Origin of the sequence: Halanaerobium sp. ST460_2HS_T2, assembly GCF_003337665.1 — a bacterium.
GTDB lineage: Bacteria > Bacillota > Halanaerobiia > Halanaerobiales > Halanaerobiaceae > Halanaerobium > Halanaerobium kushneri.
The window spans coordinates 53,269-71,432 of the sequence record NZ_QPJF01000021.1 but is presented as its reverse complement, the minus strand read 5'-3'; the positions used below and the strand labels follow the sequence as shown (position 1 = coordinate 71,432).

Below are 18,164 nucleotides of genomic sequence, written 5' to 3'. Positions count from 1 at the left end.
CATTTCCTTATTCAATTTTTTTAAATCTAAAAATTGAACTAAACCCATCACTTACAGTTTTTCACTATTTTCTTTGCCTATTTTGCAAACACCTAAAATTAAGTTTTAATTAATTCAATTTTACGACCATCTTTTTTTTGTAAAGTTTTTTTGAATTCAACAAATGAAAATTCCTTAAGCACCAGCTGCTGGTAAGCTTTAATTTCCTTAAGATAATGACTGTCAGAATTCTGCATAAACTGCAGATTTTTTATAAAAGGAAATTTATTTAAAAAAAATTCTGGATTAGTATTTTTGGATATTTCTACAGTACTCAACTCAAGTGTAGGTGGGATAAATCCAAGCTGAGAAACAATACTATTTTTTCGATCCAGATGAGAAGGTACAACAAGACCTCCCAACTCACAAACCATATTTAGACATTTTTCCAGATTCAAATCAACTGCAGCTGCAAGTAATCTGTTTACCTTACTCTGAAATTGATCATTATAATCACATTTTATTTGAGGTCCAAAAAAGTCCTCATCATTTGCCTGATTAGGTAGACTATCATAGACAATCTGCTGCCACTCAAAAAGTTTCATAAGATCTGGAAAATAACAAAGAATGTGAATTTCTTCTTTTGTCTCAACCTCCATTGCAGGAATGAAATTCAAATTATGATTTTCACAATGATACTTAAATACTTCTACATTTTCGGCACTATTATGGTCTGTTAAAGCCACAACTTCAATTCCTTCTGATTTTGCTTTTTTAACTATCTCCAGTGGAGTCATTAATAAATCTCCACAGGGTGAAAGTACAGAATGAAGATGAAGATCAGCTTTTAATCTCTGCATTTAAATATTACTTTCGTAAAGACTGCAGGCCAGATCATAACTTTTTTTCCCTGTTTTTAAAAGATTAACTCCCTTTTGACAGGCTTTTTGTATTGCATTTTCTTCATAATCGAAATCCTCCACCAGTATAACTGCTGATAGCTCAACCAGAAGAGCTACTGCCACCACATTCTGATGTCCCTGCACTGTCAGCCAGAGATTTCCTTTTTCTGCACGAGCCATTACATTACTCAATAAATCACCAATATAAGCTCCATCAATTTCTTTTTGTAAGTCCGGGCCAGCAATTACTTCCAAATCAAATTGATCTACAAGTTCTTTAACTGTCATCTGATTCCTCCTTTTGAGATGCCATAACAGGCGGAAGTTCGTGTGCCAGAATCGAAAGATCATCTGCAAGTTTACCAAGCTGTTTCCGCAGCATAAAAATACAATCTGCTCTGCTGGCACGACCATTAACTACATCTTCCGCAAAAGTCTTACAATCTGGAGCTCCACAGGCTGCACAATCTAAGCCAGGCAAAATATCAATTTCTTTCTGCAGCTGTTCAAGCTTCTGCATAGCCTTTTTAAAATCACTGTCCAGTTTGGAAACATTATCAGCAGTAATACTTTCGGAAAGTGCAAAATTATAAAACTGATCATCATCTTTCTCAAAGTCTAAATTATGTGCTTGAGTAATTTCCCTGATTTTTTTAATTCTTTCTTCCAAATTAAACTGAGCCTGAAATGGATTAATTACATTTAAAACTCCACCAATACATCCATTTGTGCAGGAAGTAAGTTCAAAATACCTAATTGCATCAGGTATATTATTTCTTTCAATTTCATTTAACAATTTTTTTGCCTCTTTAATCCCGGAAACACTCAGAGTATTAAGTTCCTGCCAGGATTTCAAAATACCCTCTTCTCCACCCTCACTACCCCAGATTGTCGCCAGAGTGATTACTCTTCCTGCTTCTGTTTTCAGTTCAATATCTGCAAGAGATTCATAAATCTTTTGATAAATATTTTCTACCCCAATTGCTCCACTTAAAAAACTTTCTTTCTGTCCGATAGCTCTGTTAACAGTCGTTAATTTTGCCGGACAGGGTGTTAAAAAGAAAATATCTGGATTAATATTTTTTTCTTCTTTAAACTTTCTCTCAATTCTTTCAGCAATTAATTCTACTGGAGATTTTAAAGGAATTAGCATTTCAATTAAATCAGGAAATTGAAGTTTAATCAATCTGACTATTACTGGACAGGAGGTTGATATATAACTTCCCTGATTATTATTTAGAAAATCAAGTGTTTTACGAGATAAGGCAGCTGCTGCCTCAGCAACATCAAAAACTGCTCGAAAACCTAAATTTTGTATGGCTTTTTTAATTTTTTGAGAAGATATTTCGGCCGAAAACTGACTATAGAAACTTGGTGGTATTAATAATACAGGATAATCCGAAGTCTTTACAATTTTTTCGAGCTGATCTGTTTTAGTATATTTAGCATGGTATTCGCAGGCTCTGATACACTCTGCACAATCAATACATAAATCTTCTTTAATCCAGGCTTTCCCCTGATGAACACGGATTGCTTTGGTAGGGCAGCCTTTAACACAATTAGTACAACCCTCACATTTTTCTTCTTTTAAGAGTACAGAATGCTTTCTGGTCATTATTAACCCCCTGCTGCGATTAGTTAATGCTAATTAGCTAAATTAATTATTACTTTCACATGTGTTCCAGCATCTTTTGACGATTTAACATCAATCTGATCTGCATATCGTTTAACATTAACAAGTCCCATTCCAGCTCCAAAACCCATCTCCCGAATTTCATCACTAGCTGTAGAAAAACCTGCTGTAAAAGCTTTATCAAGATCTTCAATTCCCGGGCCACTGTCATCAACCCTTATTTCAAGCTCATCTTCAGAAATCAAAGCTGTAATTTCCCCCCCAAGAGAATGGATTACAACATTCATTTCCAGTTCATAAGTAATTATTGCTGTTTTACGAACTATTTTTGATGGAACTCCCAGTTTGCGTAGAATATTTTTTAAATCACTGGAAGCTTCTCCTCCACTCTGAAAATCAAAACTATCAATTTCTTTATTCAATATCTGTTGTTTTTGCAAAGACAAAATCAACTCCCAACAAATTATTTGAAGGTTTCTATATAATTCATCTCTTCCGGTCCAATCCCATTTTTATACAAAAGACCACAGGCTTCAAATAAAGGCTTGTCTGTGGAATATAAAAATATATTTAACTGATTGGCTAAAGAAATAGTTTCTATCTGTGGCTCTTTGCCTCTAACAAAAATAATCACCTGAATCCCAATCATTTCAGCAGTGCGAACAACCTGAGGATTAGTCAAGCCAGTAAGCAAAAGAGTTTTTTCATTTGAAAAAGCCAGTACATCACTCATCAAATCTGCACCACAGGCATTTTTAACTTCTAACTCATCTTTTTCATCAGAAGCTTCAAAGATAGTTTCTGTATTAAGAAGAGACTTGACAGTTTTTAGTTTCATTTTTAACCTCCATAGTTAAATAATATCTCATTATTGCCATTTTTGCAATTTGTAAAATATTCCCACAAATGACTTATAGTGATAAAATTCACTTTAATCAATAAAAAATTACTCATCAAAAGTATATGATATTTTTTTCACACTGTCAAGAAGAAAAAACTTATCCAGGATAAGAATAATTTATAATTCAATTAAACCTAGACTTATTTCTATAGACTGGTTAACATCTTCTATTACATCCTCTCCTAAATGAGCTATATGTCTCTGCAGACGTTTTTTATCTAAAGTTCTTATCTGCTCCAGGAGAATTACCGAATCTTTATCTAGATTTGTATAATCAGCTGGAATCTCGACATGAGTTGGTAACTTAGCCTTATTAATCCGAGAAGTAATTGCAGCAACAATAACTGTTGGACTGTATTTATTACCTATATCATTTTGAATGATTAATACAGGCCGAACTCCCCCCTGCTCAGAACCAACAACTGGATTTAAGTTTGCGTAAAAAACATCACCCCTTTTTACTTTCAATTTTTTCACACTCCACCAGTCTCTGTTCATAGCATAAATATGAATAACACTCACTTGATAATCCTTCATCAGCTAACTGCTGATTAAGACCGGCCATTTTTTTATACCCATCCCGAAGATGATTGCGAACCTCTTCTTTTTTTAATTCTTTTAAATAAAACTTAACCGCCTGATTTAAAAAGCTATTTCGCTGCTGGTTATTAATTTTACAATAACGCTCAATTTCTTCTACCAGATAGACTGGAAGTTCAATATTTAGCTTTCTGCTCTCGGACAACTGACCCACCTCCACTGTTTTTAAGCTGTCTCTATTATATCATTCGGAAAATAATTATCAATCAAAGGGCTTAATTTTTAATGAAAATTAAGAAAAAAAGATGAGACTAATTAGCCCCATCCTTAAGTAGAGAAACATTTCGAATAAGATCATCATTTACTGCAGCCATTTTTTCATAGCCCTTTACCATCTCTCTGGCAATTTCTTCTTTTTCTGTCTTACTAAAATTTCTTTTGCGGCGCAGCCTCTCCACTGTTTAACCACCTCATTATAAAATGATTTTAAAACACTTTAGATAATGTAATTATACCTCAAAAATCAAATTCTGTCAATCAAAAAATCAGTCCGGATTACTGATATAACTGGATCGAGTTTAAATTTTATAGACCTGTAAAGCTATCCATTTATTTATAAATTATGGATATAAGCTATCAGGTCTATAAATCAGTAGTTAAAGCTTATAATAAAGTCCACTTTTTTTGATATATTTAAGGAGTTTTGCATATGCATCATACTCACAAATAGTACTGCTGTCACCAATAAATATCATTTTTCTTTTGGCCCGAGTTAGGGCAACATTCAGGCGGCGTAGATCTCTTAAAAAACCTATATTATTTTCCTGATTGCTTCGAACAGCAGAAAAAACTATCATTTCTTTTTCTCTACCCTGAAATGCATCTACTGTATCAATCTCAACATTTTTAAAACTATTATGCTGATTGATTAAATCAACCTGATCTTTATAAGCAGCAATCACTGCTATATCCGTTTCCGAAAGAGAAGATTTAAGGGCACGATCAAGTATATCAAGTACAATTTCTGATTCAACAGGATTATCATAAGAATTTGAGCCCTCAAATGATCTCTCATTTGCTTTCATTTCTTTAGTATCTAAAAAAACCATTGGATACTCTGTCTTAAGAGATTTTTCTGTAAAACACTGATCTTCATCAATTTTAACACCCAGATCGCTTAATTTTCGTCCGGCTACAGAATCAGCAGCTTTTAAACTATTATTATAAAAATAAATACTTGAAAAACCCATAATTTCTCTGTTCATCCGGTACTGAGTTTCCAGCATAGAACTCAGTTGGTCCGGATAAATTTCAATCAGTTTTTCAAAAAGAGAAACACTCAAGCCCTTTCTGACAGCTTCCTGATTTACTACTGTAGGAGGCAGCTGTTTATGATCACCAATTAAAATTGTTTTCTCAGCTTTTAAATAAGGAATTAATGCTGCTGGCTGTGTAGCCTGAGTAGCTTCATCAATTACACTTAAATCAAAATCTCTATTTTCAAGCAGTTCAGAACCCGCTGTAATGTTGGTAGTACAAATAACATCAGCCTGATCCAGCAGTTCTTCTACAGCTTTATTTTCAAGCTGTTCTATTTGTCTAAAATAGCTATCGATTTTTTCCTGTAGTTCCAGCCAGTTTGCCATTTCACCTATAACTTCTGGACTAATTCCTCTAACATGATGTTCTAAATCCTTTTCCGCATAATTTTTTATCTCCTGGTCAGATAAGCCTCTTCGATATTTACCACCTGGATAAATATAAGATTCCTGTCGATTGATTAAATCTGAAACCTCATCTCGCAATTTTTCGGCTTCGAGATAGTCAGGATGTTCCATAACTACTTCATCAAGAGTATGCTCTCTTAATTTTTTATTAACTCTGATTGGATGTCCGATTCTAATTACATTAAGCTCTTTTTCAGCCAGTAGCTCAAGTAGATTATCAACTGCTGTATTAGATTCTGCAGCAGCCAGCACTTTATTACCATAATCAACTGCTCTGGCAATTAACTCAACTGCTGTTACTGTTTTCCCGGTTCCCGGTGGTCCCTGAATTAAATATATATCTTCTGCTGCAAGAGCATTCTCGACCGCAGCTTTTTGCGACTGATTGAGATGTTCCAGCTCTAACTCTACTTTAGCAGCAGACTCCGCCTTTTTTCTTTCAAGTAAAATATCTCTTTTTTTCTCCTGCAGCTGATTCTCTGGATTTTTAATCTTATCAAGAGCAGTAAACATTCTCTGAAAAGTTGTATCATTAACAAACAAATCAAGCCTTACCCCTTTATTATAGATAAATTCAGGAGGATGACTCTCGAAAGCAACTGTGATTGAATAAGAAGTTTTTTCTACCACTGTTCCAGTTGGGTTATCAGGATGCAGAGGTTTGTCCAAACTAATCATTACTAGATCACCGGGAGTAATTTGAGTTTCTGCCAGTTTTTCACCTTTATATTTAGAAGTGAATTTAACCAGAGGCCGATGACCAAAAGTGGTTCCATTATCTTTTCCATGCAGTTCTAATAAAGCACGTCCCTTAGCCTGCCGCTCTCTTGCTGATAAATATTTTATTTCCAGCTTATGTCTATCTATCTCTTCCTGTCTTTCTAAATCAACTAATTCGTGAAACCGATTATAATAATTTATTATCTCCTTATCAATCAAATCATCTGGGTTTTTAGCACTTACCTGAACTTTAACTCCCCCAATTTGATTGTTGTCCATTGCTCTAATAATTTGAGGTGCTGATTCCCAATTAACCTCTACTTCAGCCTGTTTTTTATTTTTATCTATATTAATCTTACCTATATCATCACTTGCAGTCCCGGCTTCATTGATAAAAGCACCAACAATATCTCCGGGGCCAATTCTCTTATCTATTTCCGAAATTACCAAAGTTACCATAACTACACCTCCAGGTTTATCTTTTTTTATTTTCTGGATCTTTAAAAACTCTGGTTCCTACTGTGTTTTTTTGTCCCTGATATTTACCGCGATAAGGATTATCAGCTTCATTATCCATTGAGGCAAATACAAGCTGACAGATTCTGCGGTCTGATTCCAGTTTAATTGGTAGACGATTTGCATTATAAAGTTCCAGAGTTATCTGACCTTCAAAACCGGGGTCAACCCAACCCGCATTTTGAATAAAAAGACCCATTCTACCAATTGAGCTTCTGCCTTCAACAAAGGCTGTCAAATTATCAGGTAATTTGATGTATTCTTTTGTTGTGGCCAGTAAAAAAGAATGTGGGGGGATAATAATTTCTGAACCCCGCACTTCTTCGTAATTAACCTGATCATTTAATGTCATCAGTGGTAAAGAATTCTCATCTACTTTTAAAAAGTCATCTCCCAGCCTCATATCGACTGAAGCTGGTTGGATTTGCATTTCATCAATAGGATCTATAATTAATTCTTGTTTGCCTAACATTTTTTTTATTGTTTTGTCTGATAATATCATTTTCTACTCCTCTACAATATTTTATTTTAAAAACAAATACTAAACATATTTTTAAAAAACTTTTATTCTAAGCTCTGCCAGACCTGTGGCAGATTATCAATAATATCCGAAGCAATTAAAGCATAATTACTAGTTTTAGCTGCTGCAATTTCTCCAGCTCTACCGTGCAGATAAACAGCCAGTGCTGCAGCTTCAAAGCAGCTCATTTTCTGTGCTTTGAGAGCAGAAACTATACCTGTTAAAACATCACCACTGCCTGCTGTAGCCATGCCATTACAGCCACTCGTATTAATATAAGCTCTACCATCAGGAGCAGCCGTTATTGTTGCAGCTCCTTTTAAAATTAGGTTAACTCCATGCTCTTCTGCGAAATCTCGGGCAACCTCTATTCTATTATTATTGATCTCCTCAATACTAATCCCTGTCAATGCAGACATTTCACCAGGGTGAGGAGTTAAAATAAGTTCTCCTTTATATTTTTTTAACAGTTCTAGATTTTTAATTGCATTAATTGCATCGGCATCCAGAATCAGAGGCAGTTCTAATTCTTTTAAAATTTTTTCCATTAAATCAGATATTTCAGAACTTCTTCCCAGTCCCGGACCAGCAGCAAGCAAATCTACTTTTTTTGAAAATTGAAGAATTTGAGGAAATGAGTTAGCACTAACCATTCCCTTTTTTGAAACAAGTGGAATTCCAACAACCTCTTCTAACTGAACTGAAGTCTGGGCTTCAATTTCTTCTGCAGTTAAAAGGTAGACTAAGCCTGAACCACTTCTCAGGGCTGCCTTTGTACTTAAAAGTGGAGCTCCGGTCATCCCTCTAGAACCCGCGAGAACAGCCACTTTTCCGAAACTACCCTTATGCCCGTTATTTATTCGATCAGGTTTTAATCTAACTGCTTCCTGCTGCTTAAAAGCTTTAAGAGAGTCACTATTTTTTTCAATAGTTTCCGGCTGAATTCCAATACTAACTACCTTAATCTGACCACAATAATCTCTTCCGGGATATAATAGCAGTCCTCTCTTGTAGGCAGCCATTGTTACAGTATAATCAGCATTTAAAGCTTCACCAGCTATTCTTCCATTTTCACCTATCACACCTGATGGTATATCCACAGCAAGGGTTAATGGTTTTGACTGTCGTTTCTGATTAATTAGATTAATTATATTCTTAATATTACCTCTTAGTTCCCCTTTAATTCCAGTTCCCAGAAGTGCATCAATAATCAAATCACTATTTTCTATTTTACTTAAAAATTGAGCCTCTTTTAAATCACTAAAATGATAATATTTAACCTGGTTTAAACTGGCCAGTTCATAATTTTTGCTGTTAACTCCCTTTAATTTTTCAGCTTCTGTACTGAAAATAATTTCTGGCTGATAGCCCCAATTTTTTAATATTCTTGCAGCAGCCAGTCCATCACCACCATTATTACCTTTACCTACTAAAAAAGTTAACTTAAGTTCTGCTTTAGCTTTAAATTCAAATTCTTTTTTTAAAATTTCAACTGCTATTCTGGCAACTCCATAAGCAGCTGCTTCCATCAATAAGATTTCCGGATAACCTGAATCAATAGTTTCACGGTCACATTTTGCCATCATCTGGGGAGTTAAAACTTCCATTTAATCTGCTCCTTCCATAATAACCTGAGCAACACTGAAGTCTTTTTCGTGCGAAATAGAAATAAAGATTGAGCTTACATTAAGTTCCTTAGCTCTGAATTTTGTAGAGCCGGATAATTTGACTTCAGGTTTTCCTAATTCATCATTCAAAACTTCAATGTCCTGCCAGCTATTTTTTCTCATTCCTGTTCCCAGCGCTTTTAAAACTGCTTCTTTGGCAGCAAAACGTGCTGCAAAAGATGCTGCTGAATTAATTTTCTGCTGACAGTATTCAATTTCAGCCTCAGTATATATTTTTTTTAAAAATCGATCTTCATATTTTTCTATTAAGCTTTTAATTCGCTTATTTTTTACTATATCAATACCGGTTCCTAAAATCATATATTTCCTTTCTTCAAACCAAATTATTCTTAATCATTGTACTTTAATTATATTAAAATTATGAGCTAAATGCAAAAAACCGGACCTATTTATAGGCCCGGTTTGATGTCTGTTTTTGTCATATTATAATATAAACTTCAAAAAATAATCTTTTATTCTACAGTAACACTTTTTGCCAGATTTCGTGGCTGATCAATATCTTCCCCACAATTTAGAGCAGTATAATAGGCAAGCAATTGGAGTGGAATGATCGCCAGCAAACCAGCAAAATCCTTATTCAATAATGGCAGTTCGATTAAATGATCAACACTATCAGCTTCAAACTCCTGATCCTCTTCAGTAATTAAGAGGGTTTCAGCTCCGCGGGCTTTAACTTCCTTTAAATTACTAAACAGTTTTGGGAAAATATCAGCTCTACTGCCCAGAGCAACAACCGGTACATAATCTTCTATTAGAGCCAGTGTTCCATGTTTTAATTCACCAGCTGGATAGGCCTCTGCATGAATGTAAGAGATTTCCTTTAATTTTAAAGCTCCCTCAAGGGCAAGTGTATAATCTGTGTTACGTCCAATAAAAAAGATATTTTCTTTTTGAGCATATTTATCAGCAATCTGCTTAATTTTTTCTTTTGACTGTTCACTCAACTGTCTGATCATCTCAGGTAATTTAATCAAATCAGAAGTATATTTCTTTTCCGTTTCTTCTGCAATCTCCTGACGCTGCCTCATTCCATCAATTAGTAGAATATAAAAGGCTGCTACCATGTTTGTATAAGCCTTTGTAGAAGCAACTGCTATTTCTGGCCCGGCTTTTAAATAAATTACCATATCTGATTCCCGGGCAATGCTGCTGTCACGAGAATTAGTTAGAGCAAGCACCCTTGCCCCTTCTTTTTTTGCTAATCTTAAAGCTGCCAGGGTGTCAGCAGTTTCTCCTGACTGGCTAACTACAATCATTAAAGTCCGGTCATTAATGATTGGATTACGATAGCGATACTCACTTGCCACTTCAACTTCAACCGGAATTCGAAGTTTATCCTCAAGTAAATACTTGGCCAGTGCTCCCGAGTGATAGGCAGTTCCACAGGCTACAACATGAATTTTGTCATAATTATTCAGCCAATCGGATTCCAGGCCGCTTTTAGTTAAATCAATTTTTCCATCTTTTAAATTATCTTCCAGCAACCTTTTTAATGATTCAGGCTGTTCATGAATTTCTTTGAGCATAAAATGTTCATATCCCTGTTTCTCAGCCATCTCTGCATCCCAGTCAATTTTAGTCTTATTTTTATCAGTAATTACCTCACCGTTAAAAGAGTAAATACTGACCTTATCTTTTCTAATATCAGCAATTTCTCCGTCTTCCAGAATATAAAAATCATCTGTATGTTCAAGATAAGCGGGAATATCGGAAGCCAGAAAGTTTTCATTTTCGCCCAAACCAACAATTAAAGGACTATCTTTTCGCACAGCAATAATTCTATCTTTTTCTGTATAGGACATCACTGCCAGGGCAAAAGAACCCTCCAGCTTTTTAACTGCTTTAATCACAGCTTCCTTTAAATTGGTCTGCTCATAGTAGCTGGCAATCAAATGGGCAGCTACTTCTGTATCGGTCTCAGATTTAAATTGATGGCCTTTTTGGAGTAATTCTTCTTTTAACTCCCTAAAATTCTCAATAATTCCATTATGCACAATTACAATCTTCGAAAAAGAATCTGTATGAGGATGTGAATTTAAATCAGATGGTTTACCATGGGTAGCCCATCTGGTATGGCCGATTCCGGTTCCCCCAGTAAAAATTTCTTTTTCTGCACTTGATCTTAATTTATCTAATTTACCTTCCTTTTTAACAATTTTAACAGCTTCTTGTTCCTGAACAGCAATCCCAGCTGAATCATAACCTCTATATTCAAGCTTTTTCAGTCCAGAAAGCAGTATCGGAGCTGCCTTTTTTTCACCAATATAACCAACAATTCCGCACATATATTATCTTAACCTCCGTTTGTTTTTTTAATATTTAATTGTCAGCTGCTATTTATCCCCTTTGTCTCAGCAATTACCCGCTGATTTTAAGAAATAAAATTTAGGCAGAACAGCCACTGCCTGAAGGCATCCGCCGAAATTTCGATAACCTTCTTCCTCGTCCACCTGATTAAAATCCCGTTGCAATCAGGTTCTGGCGCTTTTCTCTCTCAACTTTTAAATCACCCCCCTTATTACTTTTAGCAATTTGGCAAATAAAATTGCACAAATACCAATAAAGACAAATTTAATTCTATTATAAATTACTATAAATAGCAAATTTTTAATTCAATTCTTCTCTAATTAACTCTTTTAGCCTGAACTCCCACTTATTTAAAAGCTCCTCTTCTTTACCTTCCAGCATTACTCGAATCAGCGGTTCGGTTCCAGAAGCACGAACAAAAACTCGACCTGAGCTTCCTATTTCATTTTTGGCTGCTTTAATTTCTGCAGTAATTTTGGAATTCTGTTCCCAGCCTTCTTTCTGATTTACTTCCACATTTGCCAGCAGCTGTGGCCAGTAGCTCATCACTTCTTTTAACTCAGAAAGTGACTTTTCTTTTTTCTTAATAATAGAAGCAATTTTAACTGCAGTTAAAATTCCATCACCTGTTGTATTATATTCACTAAAAATAATATGACCTGATTTTTCGCCACCAAGTTTATAGTCATTTTTCAGCATTTCTGCCAGCACGTAACGGTCTCCATTTTTGGTTATTACCAGTTCAGCTCCAACTTCAGCCAGACTCTCTTTTAAGCCCAGATTGCTGTACTTAGTGGTTACTACAGTCTTTTTATTCAATTTATTTTCGGTTATCATGTCCCTGGCAGCAACAGCCATAATATTGTCTCCTTCTACAATTTCTCCGTTTTCATCAATTAAAATTACTCGATCTGCATCACCATCATGAGCTATCCCCAGATCTGCTCCTGTCTCAATCACCTTTTCTGCTGCCAGTCCAGGAGCAGTGGAACCACAGTTAACATTAATTTCTTCGCCATTAGGATGATTATTAATTACAACAACTTCCGCACCTAGTTCCTCAAATACTGCAGGAGAGGCCTGATAAGCAGCTCCATTTGCACAGTCAATTACTACTTTTAAACCATTTAATTTTTGATTTGAGCTTTCAATTACAAAACTAATATATTCATCAATCCAGCTGTATTTTTCTTCCACAAGACCAATTTCTTTATCAATTGGATATGGTAATTCTTCTGAATGATCATTAAAAATTAATTCTTCAATCTCCAGTTCGGCCTGATCACTTAATTTGATCCCTTCTCCATCAAAAAATTTAATTCCATTGTCTGCTGTTGGATTATGAGAGGCTGAAATCATAATTCCACCTGCTACTTCTTTAGTCCTGCTTAAATAACAAACCCCGGGTGTTGGAATTATTCCTAATCTATAAACATCAATCCCAACTGAAGTCAAACCTGCCATTAATGCTGCCTCCAGCATATCACCAGACAGCCTTGTATCTTTACCGATTACCACCACCGGTTTTTCCTGCTCAGAATTTCTGCTTAAATAATAACCTCCAATTCTTCCCAGTTTAAAAGCAAGTTCCCCTTTTAATTCATGATTGGCCACCCCACGTACACCATCAGTACCAAATAACTTTTTTTCCAAAATACCCACCTCAGTTTAAATATTATCAAATAAATTTACAAACCAAAATATTGGACTAATCTTTTACTCTTCTTTCTTACTGACTTTAACCAGTATATAACCCGGATCTACTCCGAGCAATCTGGCGGAACTTGGTAATTCAATTTCAACTATTTTCATATTATCTCCCGGATCAACACTGCGTAAATCAACATAGGCTCTAATATCTGATCTGTTAATTTTAGAAAAATAAGAAACATAATCAACTCTAACTACTGCTCTTTCCACTGACATTGACTCCAGTTGATAATTTTCCGGTAAGTTCCTGACTTCAATATCCAGCAAAAAGGAAGCTGCCTGCTCTTCTCCATAATTAAAAACATTAGCCGTTTGATTATTAGCATAACCCCAGAGTAAAACTGCTATAAAAAACGCAAGAATTAATTTTTTTTGATTTTCAGTTAGAGAAAACATTTATAGATGCCTCCTCATAAAAGATTTTTCTTTAGATTTTTCAAAACTGTGAGCCAGAGTTTCTCTCAGTTCAGCTGTATCTAAATGACGGCTTAGCTGGCCATCTTCTGCAACTGAAATCACACCGGTCTCTTCGGAAACTACTATTGCAAGAGCATCAGATTCCTCTGTAATGCCAATCGCTGCTCGATGTCTTGTTCCCAAACGCGGATTAATGTCAGAACGAGTGGAAAGATTTAAAAAACAGCTTGCTGCCTGAACTGTACCATTTTCAATTATTACAGCTCCATCATGTAGAGGTGATTGATGTTGAAAAATACTGAATAATAACTGTTTACTAATTCTGGAGTCGAGTTCTATTCCTGTTTCTATATAATTTTTCAGGCCAACTCGACGTGAAATAACAATTAAAGCTCCTGTTTTTTGCTCTGACATTTCGGCTGTAGCCATTACAATTTCATTAATTTCTTTTGGCCCCCAGTTCTGCCAGAACTGTTCCTTAAGAAACCCTCCACGCCCAATTTGCTCCAGAGCTCTCCTTAATTCAGGCTGGAAAACTATTGGCAGTGCTACCATGATAATAGTCAAAAAGCTGTCTAAAAACCAATTAACAGTATTCAGCTCCAGGAGCTGAGCAAATAAAGCAACTAAAAAAATTAAGCCCAGTCCTTTAATTAACTGCACCGCTCTTGTGCCCGAGATAATATTAAGTAAATAGTAAATAATAAAAGCAATTATAAAGATGTCTAATAAACTAGTTATAACTTTCCAGGACAATTTTATCACCTCTTACTTTAAATATTCGGCAAAAGACAGCCCAAACCCTGCATATTTTTTAAAACAACACAAAAAATTAATATTTTAAAGGAATCATCAATTTTTAATAGAATTAGTAGAGAGGAGGTGATATTTTTGAAAAATAACATCTTTTCCGATCAGCGTCTTAACTACAAAGATTTTTTGATAGTTATTGCTGCCTGGTATTTAATAACCCTGAGCAGTTACTTTATTATCGAAAAAGATTTTACTTCTTTAATTTATATTAATGAAATTTTAGCTTTTGCTATTAATATCCTTTCTCATATTGTCTTTTTATTTATAATCTATAGTTATTTTAATCTGCTTTATGACTTCAGTTTTACTGACCTTGGTTTTAAATTTAGCGGAAAAAAAATTAATTTTAAATCCCTATTTATTGTCCTTATGCTTTTAACAGCTGGAGTAATTTTAATTAATCTTAGTTACAATCCTGAAGTTAAAGGAAGTTTTTTTCCTCTTCAGTTAAAAGGAGATATTTTAAAAGTTATCTATAGTGATTTACCTCTCTTAATTTTAGTTTTTATTATCCTTCTGTTTACGGCCAGTGTTGAACAATTTTTATTTAATAAAGTAATATTTTCATTATTTAATCTTTATCTACCTAGTTTTTTTGCCGTAATTTTTAGTGGTCTGTTTGCTTCAGTTCTGTTTTTAGAATTTAATCCGGGTTTTATCATGATTATTTTTCTTTCGGTAATCATAAGCAACTATCTTTATATTACAAGTGACTATAATTTATTTACTCCAATTGTTTTTTACAGCTATTTTTTAACACTTTACATAGTTTTTATTTATGGTTTCGATTTTGTGATTATTTAAATTAATTTTCTCAATAACGCAAAAGGCCGGCCAGCGGCCGACCTTTTTAATTCCATATTTAACTTACACTTACTCCCACAGCTTAAAGATTTTATTTACCTGATCAATCTTTGCTGCAATTTTTTCGTCATTATGGTTATGATATAAGTCTCCACTACACTTTTCACAATAGAGTGCACCAGACCAGTTCTGACTTCCACATACATCACATTTTACATTTTTGTTTCTCATTATTAAGCCCTCCTTATTAGTCTTATAGTATTATATGAGCTTAACTAGAGTATAGCAGCACTAATAATTGCTGTCAAGCTAATTTATAAAAAAACAAAATTTAAAATTATTTGATAATTATCATTTGCTTTAGTACGTTTTTATTAGCAGCAAAAAATTTAGAAAGTTACCAATTTATAGTCAATCAGCAGCGAAATTTCCATAATTAAAATTCACCATATAATTCTGTACCACATTCAGGACATTTATTATTTTCAAGCATATTTTTTACCTGATAAGCTTTTCTCTTAATTAACTTCTCTCCACATTTATTACAGTAAGTATCAGCAGTATTTTCTATAATTGCATTTCCTAAATAAACATGGTCCAGATGCTTTTTGGCTAAATGATAGGCTTTTTTCATTATTTCTAAATCTGTAGGAGGTTTATTTAATTTATAAGCTGGATGATACCTGCTCAAATGAAGAGGTATTTGTCTATTAATTTGAGCCAGCCATTTAAAAAGTTCTTCTATCTCGCTCAGATTATCATTTAATTCAGTAATAATTAGATTTGTTATTTCCAGATGTACTTCGTGAGCAAGTATTTCAATTGTTCTTTTTACCGGCTCTAATGACCCACCACACTCTTTTTGATAAAAATTCTGATTAAATGCTTTTAAATCAATATTTGCTGCATCTAAGAATGGAATAAGCTTTTCTAAAGGTTTTTGATTAATAAAACCATTACTAACCAGAATATTTTTCAAACCCTTCTCAGACGCAATTTTAGCTGTCTCAAGCATATATTCATAAAAAACTGTAGGTTCTGAATAGGTATAGGCAATTAAACCAATATCTTTTTTAAGAGCAGTTTCAACAATCTCGTCAGGTTTAAATTCTCTCAATTCCGGTTTCTGCTGACTAATCTGCCAGTTCTGACAGAAGGTACAGCTCATGTTACAGCCCCAGCTGCCAAGAGAAAGCACTCTTTTTTGCGGATGAAAATGATAAAGTGGTTTCTTTTCGACAGGATCAATCCCCAGAGAAGATACCTGGCCATAATTTAATGAATATAATTTTCCCTTAATATTTTTTCTAACCTGACATATTCCAGTTTTATTACTGGAAATCCGACAATTATGAGGACAGAGATCACATTTAACAATTCCTTTATCCGTCCGCTGATAAAACTGTGCCGGGTAAAGTTCAGTCATTTTCATCAAACCTGCTTACAGTAAAACGGTAAATCTCTACCTCAGCATCTTCCCTTAATCCAGCCTTTCTTTTGGCAATATTCAGCTGTTTCTCAGCTGTTTTAATCCCTTCTAAATCAGGTAATAAAAGACCTGTTTGATGACCACCTTTAACCAATATACCATATTTTTTAGGATCAAGTTCAGACTTATCTCTCACTCTTTCCGGCTCAGATAAAATATCTACAGAAATTGAAATCTCATTTAACTCCTCTTTTTTTACTTCTGGAAAACGAGGATCATTTTCAGCAGCTGTCATAGCATTACTGATAATTTCATAAGCTGCATTTTTCTGTACAGGTCTAAAAGTTCCCATACAGCCCCTTAACTTACCATTTTTCTTTAATGTTACAAATACTCCTGCTTCTTTTTTTAAAATTTCTGGCAGCTCAGTTTCTTCAAATTCCGTTTCTTTACCTGAAACAATGTATTCTTCAACTGCTCTTCTGGCTAAATCAGTAATAAACTTAGCTTCTTTCATCATAATCACTCCTCACTACTAATTAAAAATAATTTATATTGATTCTGCTTTGATAAAAATAGTTCCATAACCGACACCAAAAGGTCCTTCGTAGGAATTAACTTTAAGCTCAACCTCCAAATTATTAAGTGCTCCCAACATAGTTACAATTGGCCGCAAACCACATTCTCCAGCTTTTTCAACCAGCTTTTGATCAAAATTTAAGATAGAATCAAAATCCTTTGCTTTAAAATATTCAATCAGTTTCTCATCAAAAATGTGTGCTTCAGAATTATAGCCGGCAGGAGCTCCTTTCTTTAAACGATGTGATAGATCACCACTGGCAATGACAGCAATTTTATAATCCAGCTCAGCTGCCGTTCTTGCGATTTCCTTACCTATTTTATAAAGTTCCTGATAGGAGATAAAGCCAATAGATATTGGAAGTAAAGGTTTTTTAATCCCTGATTTTTCTAAATAATTTAAAGGTACCATAATCCCATGATCCAGTTCCTGATCAATTCCATAATTCACTAAGTCATCTTTTCTAAGTGCCTGTAATGCCAGATTTTTTTCTCCGGTATTTGCCAACAATTTTTCAGCAAAATTAGTGTCAGATTTTTCTTTAAATTTAAGCTTTGAAAAACCAAAATCTCCAAAGTCACCTTCAAGCTGATCCTTAATTATTAAGGAAGCTGTGGAACGAAAAACTGGCCCATGGGGAGTAATAAAAACAATTAAATCAAGTTCATTTTTAAATTCTGCTATTTCTGCAGCCGTCTTTTTAAAACCCTGAACAGTCTTCTCTGCCTTTTTTAACTCCCTCCCGCCAATTTCTTCGATCACAATCGGTGGATGGGGCAACAGAGCAGCACATTTAACTCCCATAAATTTCACCTCCGGTTTATAAGCATTCAACAAATACAGTTAAAGTTTAATGTTCTTTTGAAAAATTAAACTTTAGAACTAATTTCTCTATAATATATTATACAACAAATCAACTGATAAAAAAACACCTAAGACCCGAAGGCATGTTTTTTTACTTTTTTATAATCTATTTAA

General features: G+C 34.4%; 21 protein-coding genes. 1 reads left to right on the top strand and 20 read right to left on the bottom strand.

The window, feature by feature from the left end; all coding sequences use genetic code 11:
- Positions 1-98 precede the first annotated feature (98 nt).
- The 16 genes from DFR80_RS11065 to cdaA form a co-directional block, all read right to left on the bottom strand.
- Positions 99-839 (bottom strand): PHP domain-containing protein, encoded by a 741-nt coding sequence (locus DFR80_RS11065; RefSeq protein WP_114489966.1) that lies wholly within the window; start codon positions 837-839, stop codon positions 99-101.
- Positions 840-1,169 (bottom strand): serine kinase, encoded by a 330-nt coding sequence (locus tag DFR80_RS11060; RefSeq protein ID WP_114489965.1) that lies wholly within the window; start codon positions 1,167-1,169, stop codon positions 840-842.
- The gene (locus DFR80_RS11055; RefSeq protein ID WP_114489964.1) at positions 1,159-2,496 is read right to left on the bottom strand and encodes a [Fe-Fe] hydrogenase large subunit C-terminal domain-containing protein; all 1,338 of its coding nucleotides are present in this window, start codon (positions 2,494-2,496) and stop codon (positions 1,159-1,161) included. The genes DFR80_RS11060 and DFR80_RS11055 overlap by 11 nt, the downstream gene beginning before the upstream one ends.
- 29 nt (positions 2,497-2,525) lie before the next feature.
- Positions 2,526-2,936: an ATP-binding protein gene (locus tag DFR80_RS11050; protein ID WP_233493832.1), complete on the bottom strand. Its 411-nt coding sequence runs from the start codon at positions 2,934-2,936 to the stop codon at positions 2,526-2,528.
- A gap of 41 nt (positions 2,937-2,977) precedes the next feature.
- Positions 2,978-3,352 carry a hypothetical protein gene (locus DFR80_RS11045; protein WP_076544772.1) on the bottom strand — a complete coding sequence of 125 codons (375 nt, stop codon included), beginning with the start codon at positions 3,350-3,352 and terminating at the stop codon, positions 2,978-2,980.
- 180 nt (positions 3,353-3,532) lie between these two features.
- On the bottom strand, positions 3,533-3,883 hold the full coding sequence (locus DFR80_RS11040; protein ID WP_076544771.1) for a type II toxin-antitoxin system PemK/MazF family toxin: 351 nt from the start codon (positions 3,881-3,883) through the stop codon (positions 3,533-3,535).
- Positions 3,864-4,169 (bottom strand): CopG family transcriptional regulator, encoded by a 306-nt coding sequence (locus DFR80_RS11035; protein ID WP_233493831.1) that lies wholly within the window; start codon positions 4,167-4,169, stop codon positions 3,864-3,866. The genes DFR80_RS11040 and DFR80_RS11035 overlap by 20 nt, the downstream gene beginning before the upstream one ends.
- Before the next feature lie 97 nt (positions 4,170-4,266).
- Positions 4,267-4,413 (bottom strand): hypothetical protein, encoded by a 147-nt coding sequence (locus tag DFR80_RS15280; protein WP_199505810.1) that lies wholly within the window; start codon positions 4,411-4,413, stop codon positions 4,267-4,269.
- A 198-nt stretch (positions 4,414-4,611) separates the two neighbouring features.
- Complete coding sequence (locus tag DFR80_RS11030) at positions 4,612-6,861, bottom strand: IGHMBP2 family helicase (protein WP_076544769.1); 2,250 nt, start codon at positions 6,859-6,861, stop codon at positions 4,612-4,614.
- 16 nt (positions 6,862-6,877) lie between these two features.
- Positions 6,878-7,420 (bottom strand): dCTP deaminase, encoded by a 543-nt coding sequence (dcd, locus tag DFR80_RS11025; protein ID WP_076544768.1) that lies wholly within the window; start codon positions 7,418-7,420, stop codon positions 6,878-6,880.
- Between the two features lie 62 nt (positions 7,421-7,482).
- On the bottom strand, positions 7,483-9,045 hold the full coding sequence (locus DFR80_RS11020) for a bifunctional ADP-dependent NAD(P)H-hydrate dehydratase/NAD(P)H-hydrate epimerase (RefSeq protein ID WP_076544767.1): 1,563 nt from the start codon (positions 9,043-9,045) through the stop codon (positions 7,483-7,485).
- Positions 9,046-9,426, bottom strand: a complete 381-nt coding sequence (acpS, locus tag DFR80_RS11015) for a holo-ACP synthase (protein ID WP_076544766.1) — start codon at positions 9,424-9,426, stop codon at positions 9,046-9,048.
- A 152-nt stretch (positions 9,427-9,578) separates the two neighbouring features.
- On the bottom strand, positions 9,579-11,411 hold the full coding sequence (gene glmS / locus DFR80_RS11010; RefSeq protein WP_114489963.1) for a glutamine--fructose-6-phosphate transaminase (isomerizing): 1,833 nt from the start codon (positions 11,409-11,411) through the stop codon (positions 9,579-9,581).
- A gap of 322 nt (positions 11,412-11,733) precedes the next feature.
- The gene (gene glmM, locus DFR80_RS11005) at positions 11,734-13,086 is read right to left on the bottom strand and encodes a phosphoglucosamine mutase (protein ID WP_114489962.1); all 1,353 of its coding nucleotides are present in this window, start codon (positions 13,084-13,086) and stop codon (positions 11,734-11,736) included.
- Positions 13,087-13,149: 63 nt separating this feature from the next.
- Positions 13,150-13,539, bottom strand: a complete 390-nt coding sequence (locus DFR80_RS11000) for a hypothetical protein (protein ID WP_114489961.1) — start codon at positions 13,537-13,539, stop codon at positions 13,150-13,152.
- Positions 13,540-14,316, bottom strand: coding sequence for a diadenylate cyclase CdaA (gene cdaA, locus DFR80_RS10995; protein WP_076544762.1), 777 nt, complete (start codon positions 14,314-14,316; stop codon positions 13,540-13,542). It lies immediately after the preceding gene.
- 135 nt (positions 14,317-14,451) lie between these two features.
- Here cdaA and DFR80_RS10990 point away from each other — a divergent pair, with 135 nt between their 5' ends.
- Positions 14,452-15,177, top strand: coding sequence for a hypothetical protein (locus tag DFR80_RS10990; RefSeq protein WP_076544761.1), 726 nt, complete (start codon positions 14,452-14,454; stop codon positions 15,175-15,177).
- A gap of 69 nt (positions 15,178-15,246) precedes the next feature.
- On the opposite strand, the gene DFR80_RS15275 is transcribed toward DFR80_RS10990, so the two are convergent.
- The 4 genes from DFR80_RS15275 to amrB all read right to left on the bottom strand — a co-directional run bounded on the left by DFR80_RS15275 (position 15,247) and on the right by amrB (position 17,990).
- Positions 15,247-15,408 (bottom strand): hypothetical protein, encoded by a 162-nt coding sequence (locus DFR80_RS15275; RefSeq protein ID WP_199505809.1) that lies wholly within the window; start codon positions 15,406-15,408, stop codon positions 15,247-15,249.
- A 205-nt stretch (positions 15,409-15,613) separates the two neighbouring features.
- The gene (gene amrS / locus DFR80_RS10985; RefSeq protein ID WP_076544852.1) at positions 15,614-16,603 is read right to left on the bottom strand and encodes an AmmeMemoRadiSam system radical SAM enzyme; all 990 of its coding nucleotides are present in this window, start codon (positions 16,601-16,603) and stop codon (positions 15,614-15,616) included.
- Positions 16,596-17,123 (bottom strand): AmmeMemoRadiSam system protein A, encoded by a 528-nt coding sequence (amrA, locus tag DFR80_RS10980; protein ID WP_114489960.1) that lies wholly within the window; start codon positions 17,121-17,123, stop codon positions 16,596-16,598. The genes amrS and amrA overlap by 8 nt, the downstream gene beginning before the upstream one ends.
- A gap of 33 nt (positions 17,124-17,156) precedes the next feature.
- A complete protein-coding gene (amrB, locus tag DFR80_RS10975) occupies positions 17,157-17,990 on the bottom strand; it encodes an AmmeMemoRadiSam system protein B (RefSeq protein ID WP_076544759.1) in 834 nt (277 codons plus the stop codon).
- Positions 17,991-18,164: the final 174 nt, after the last annotated feature.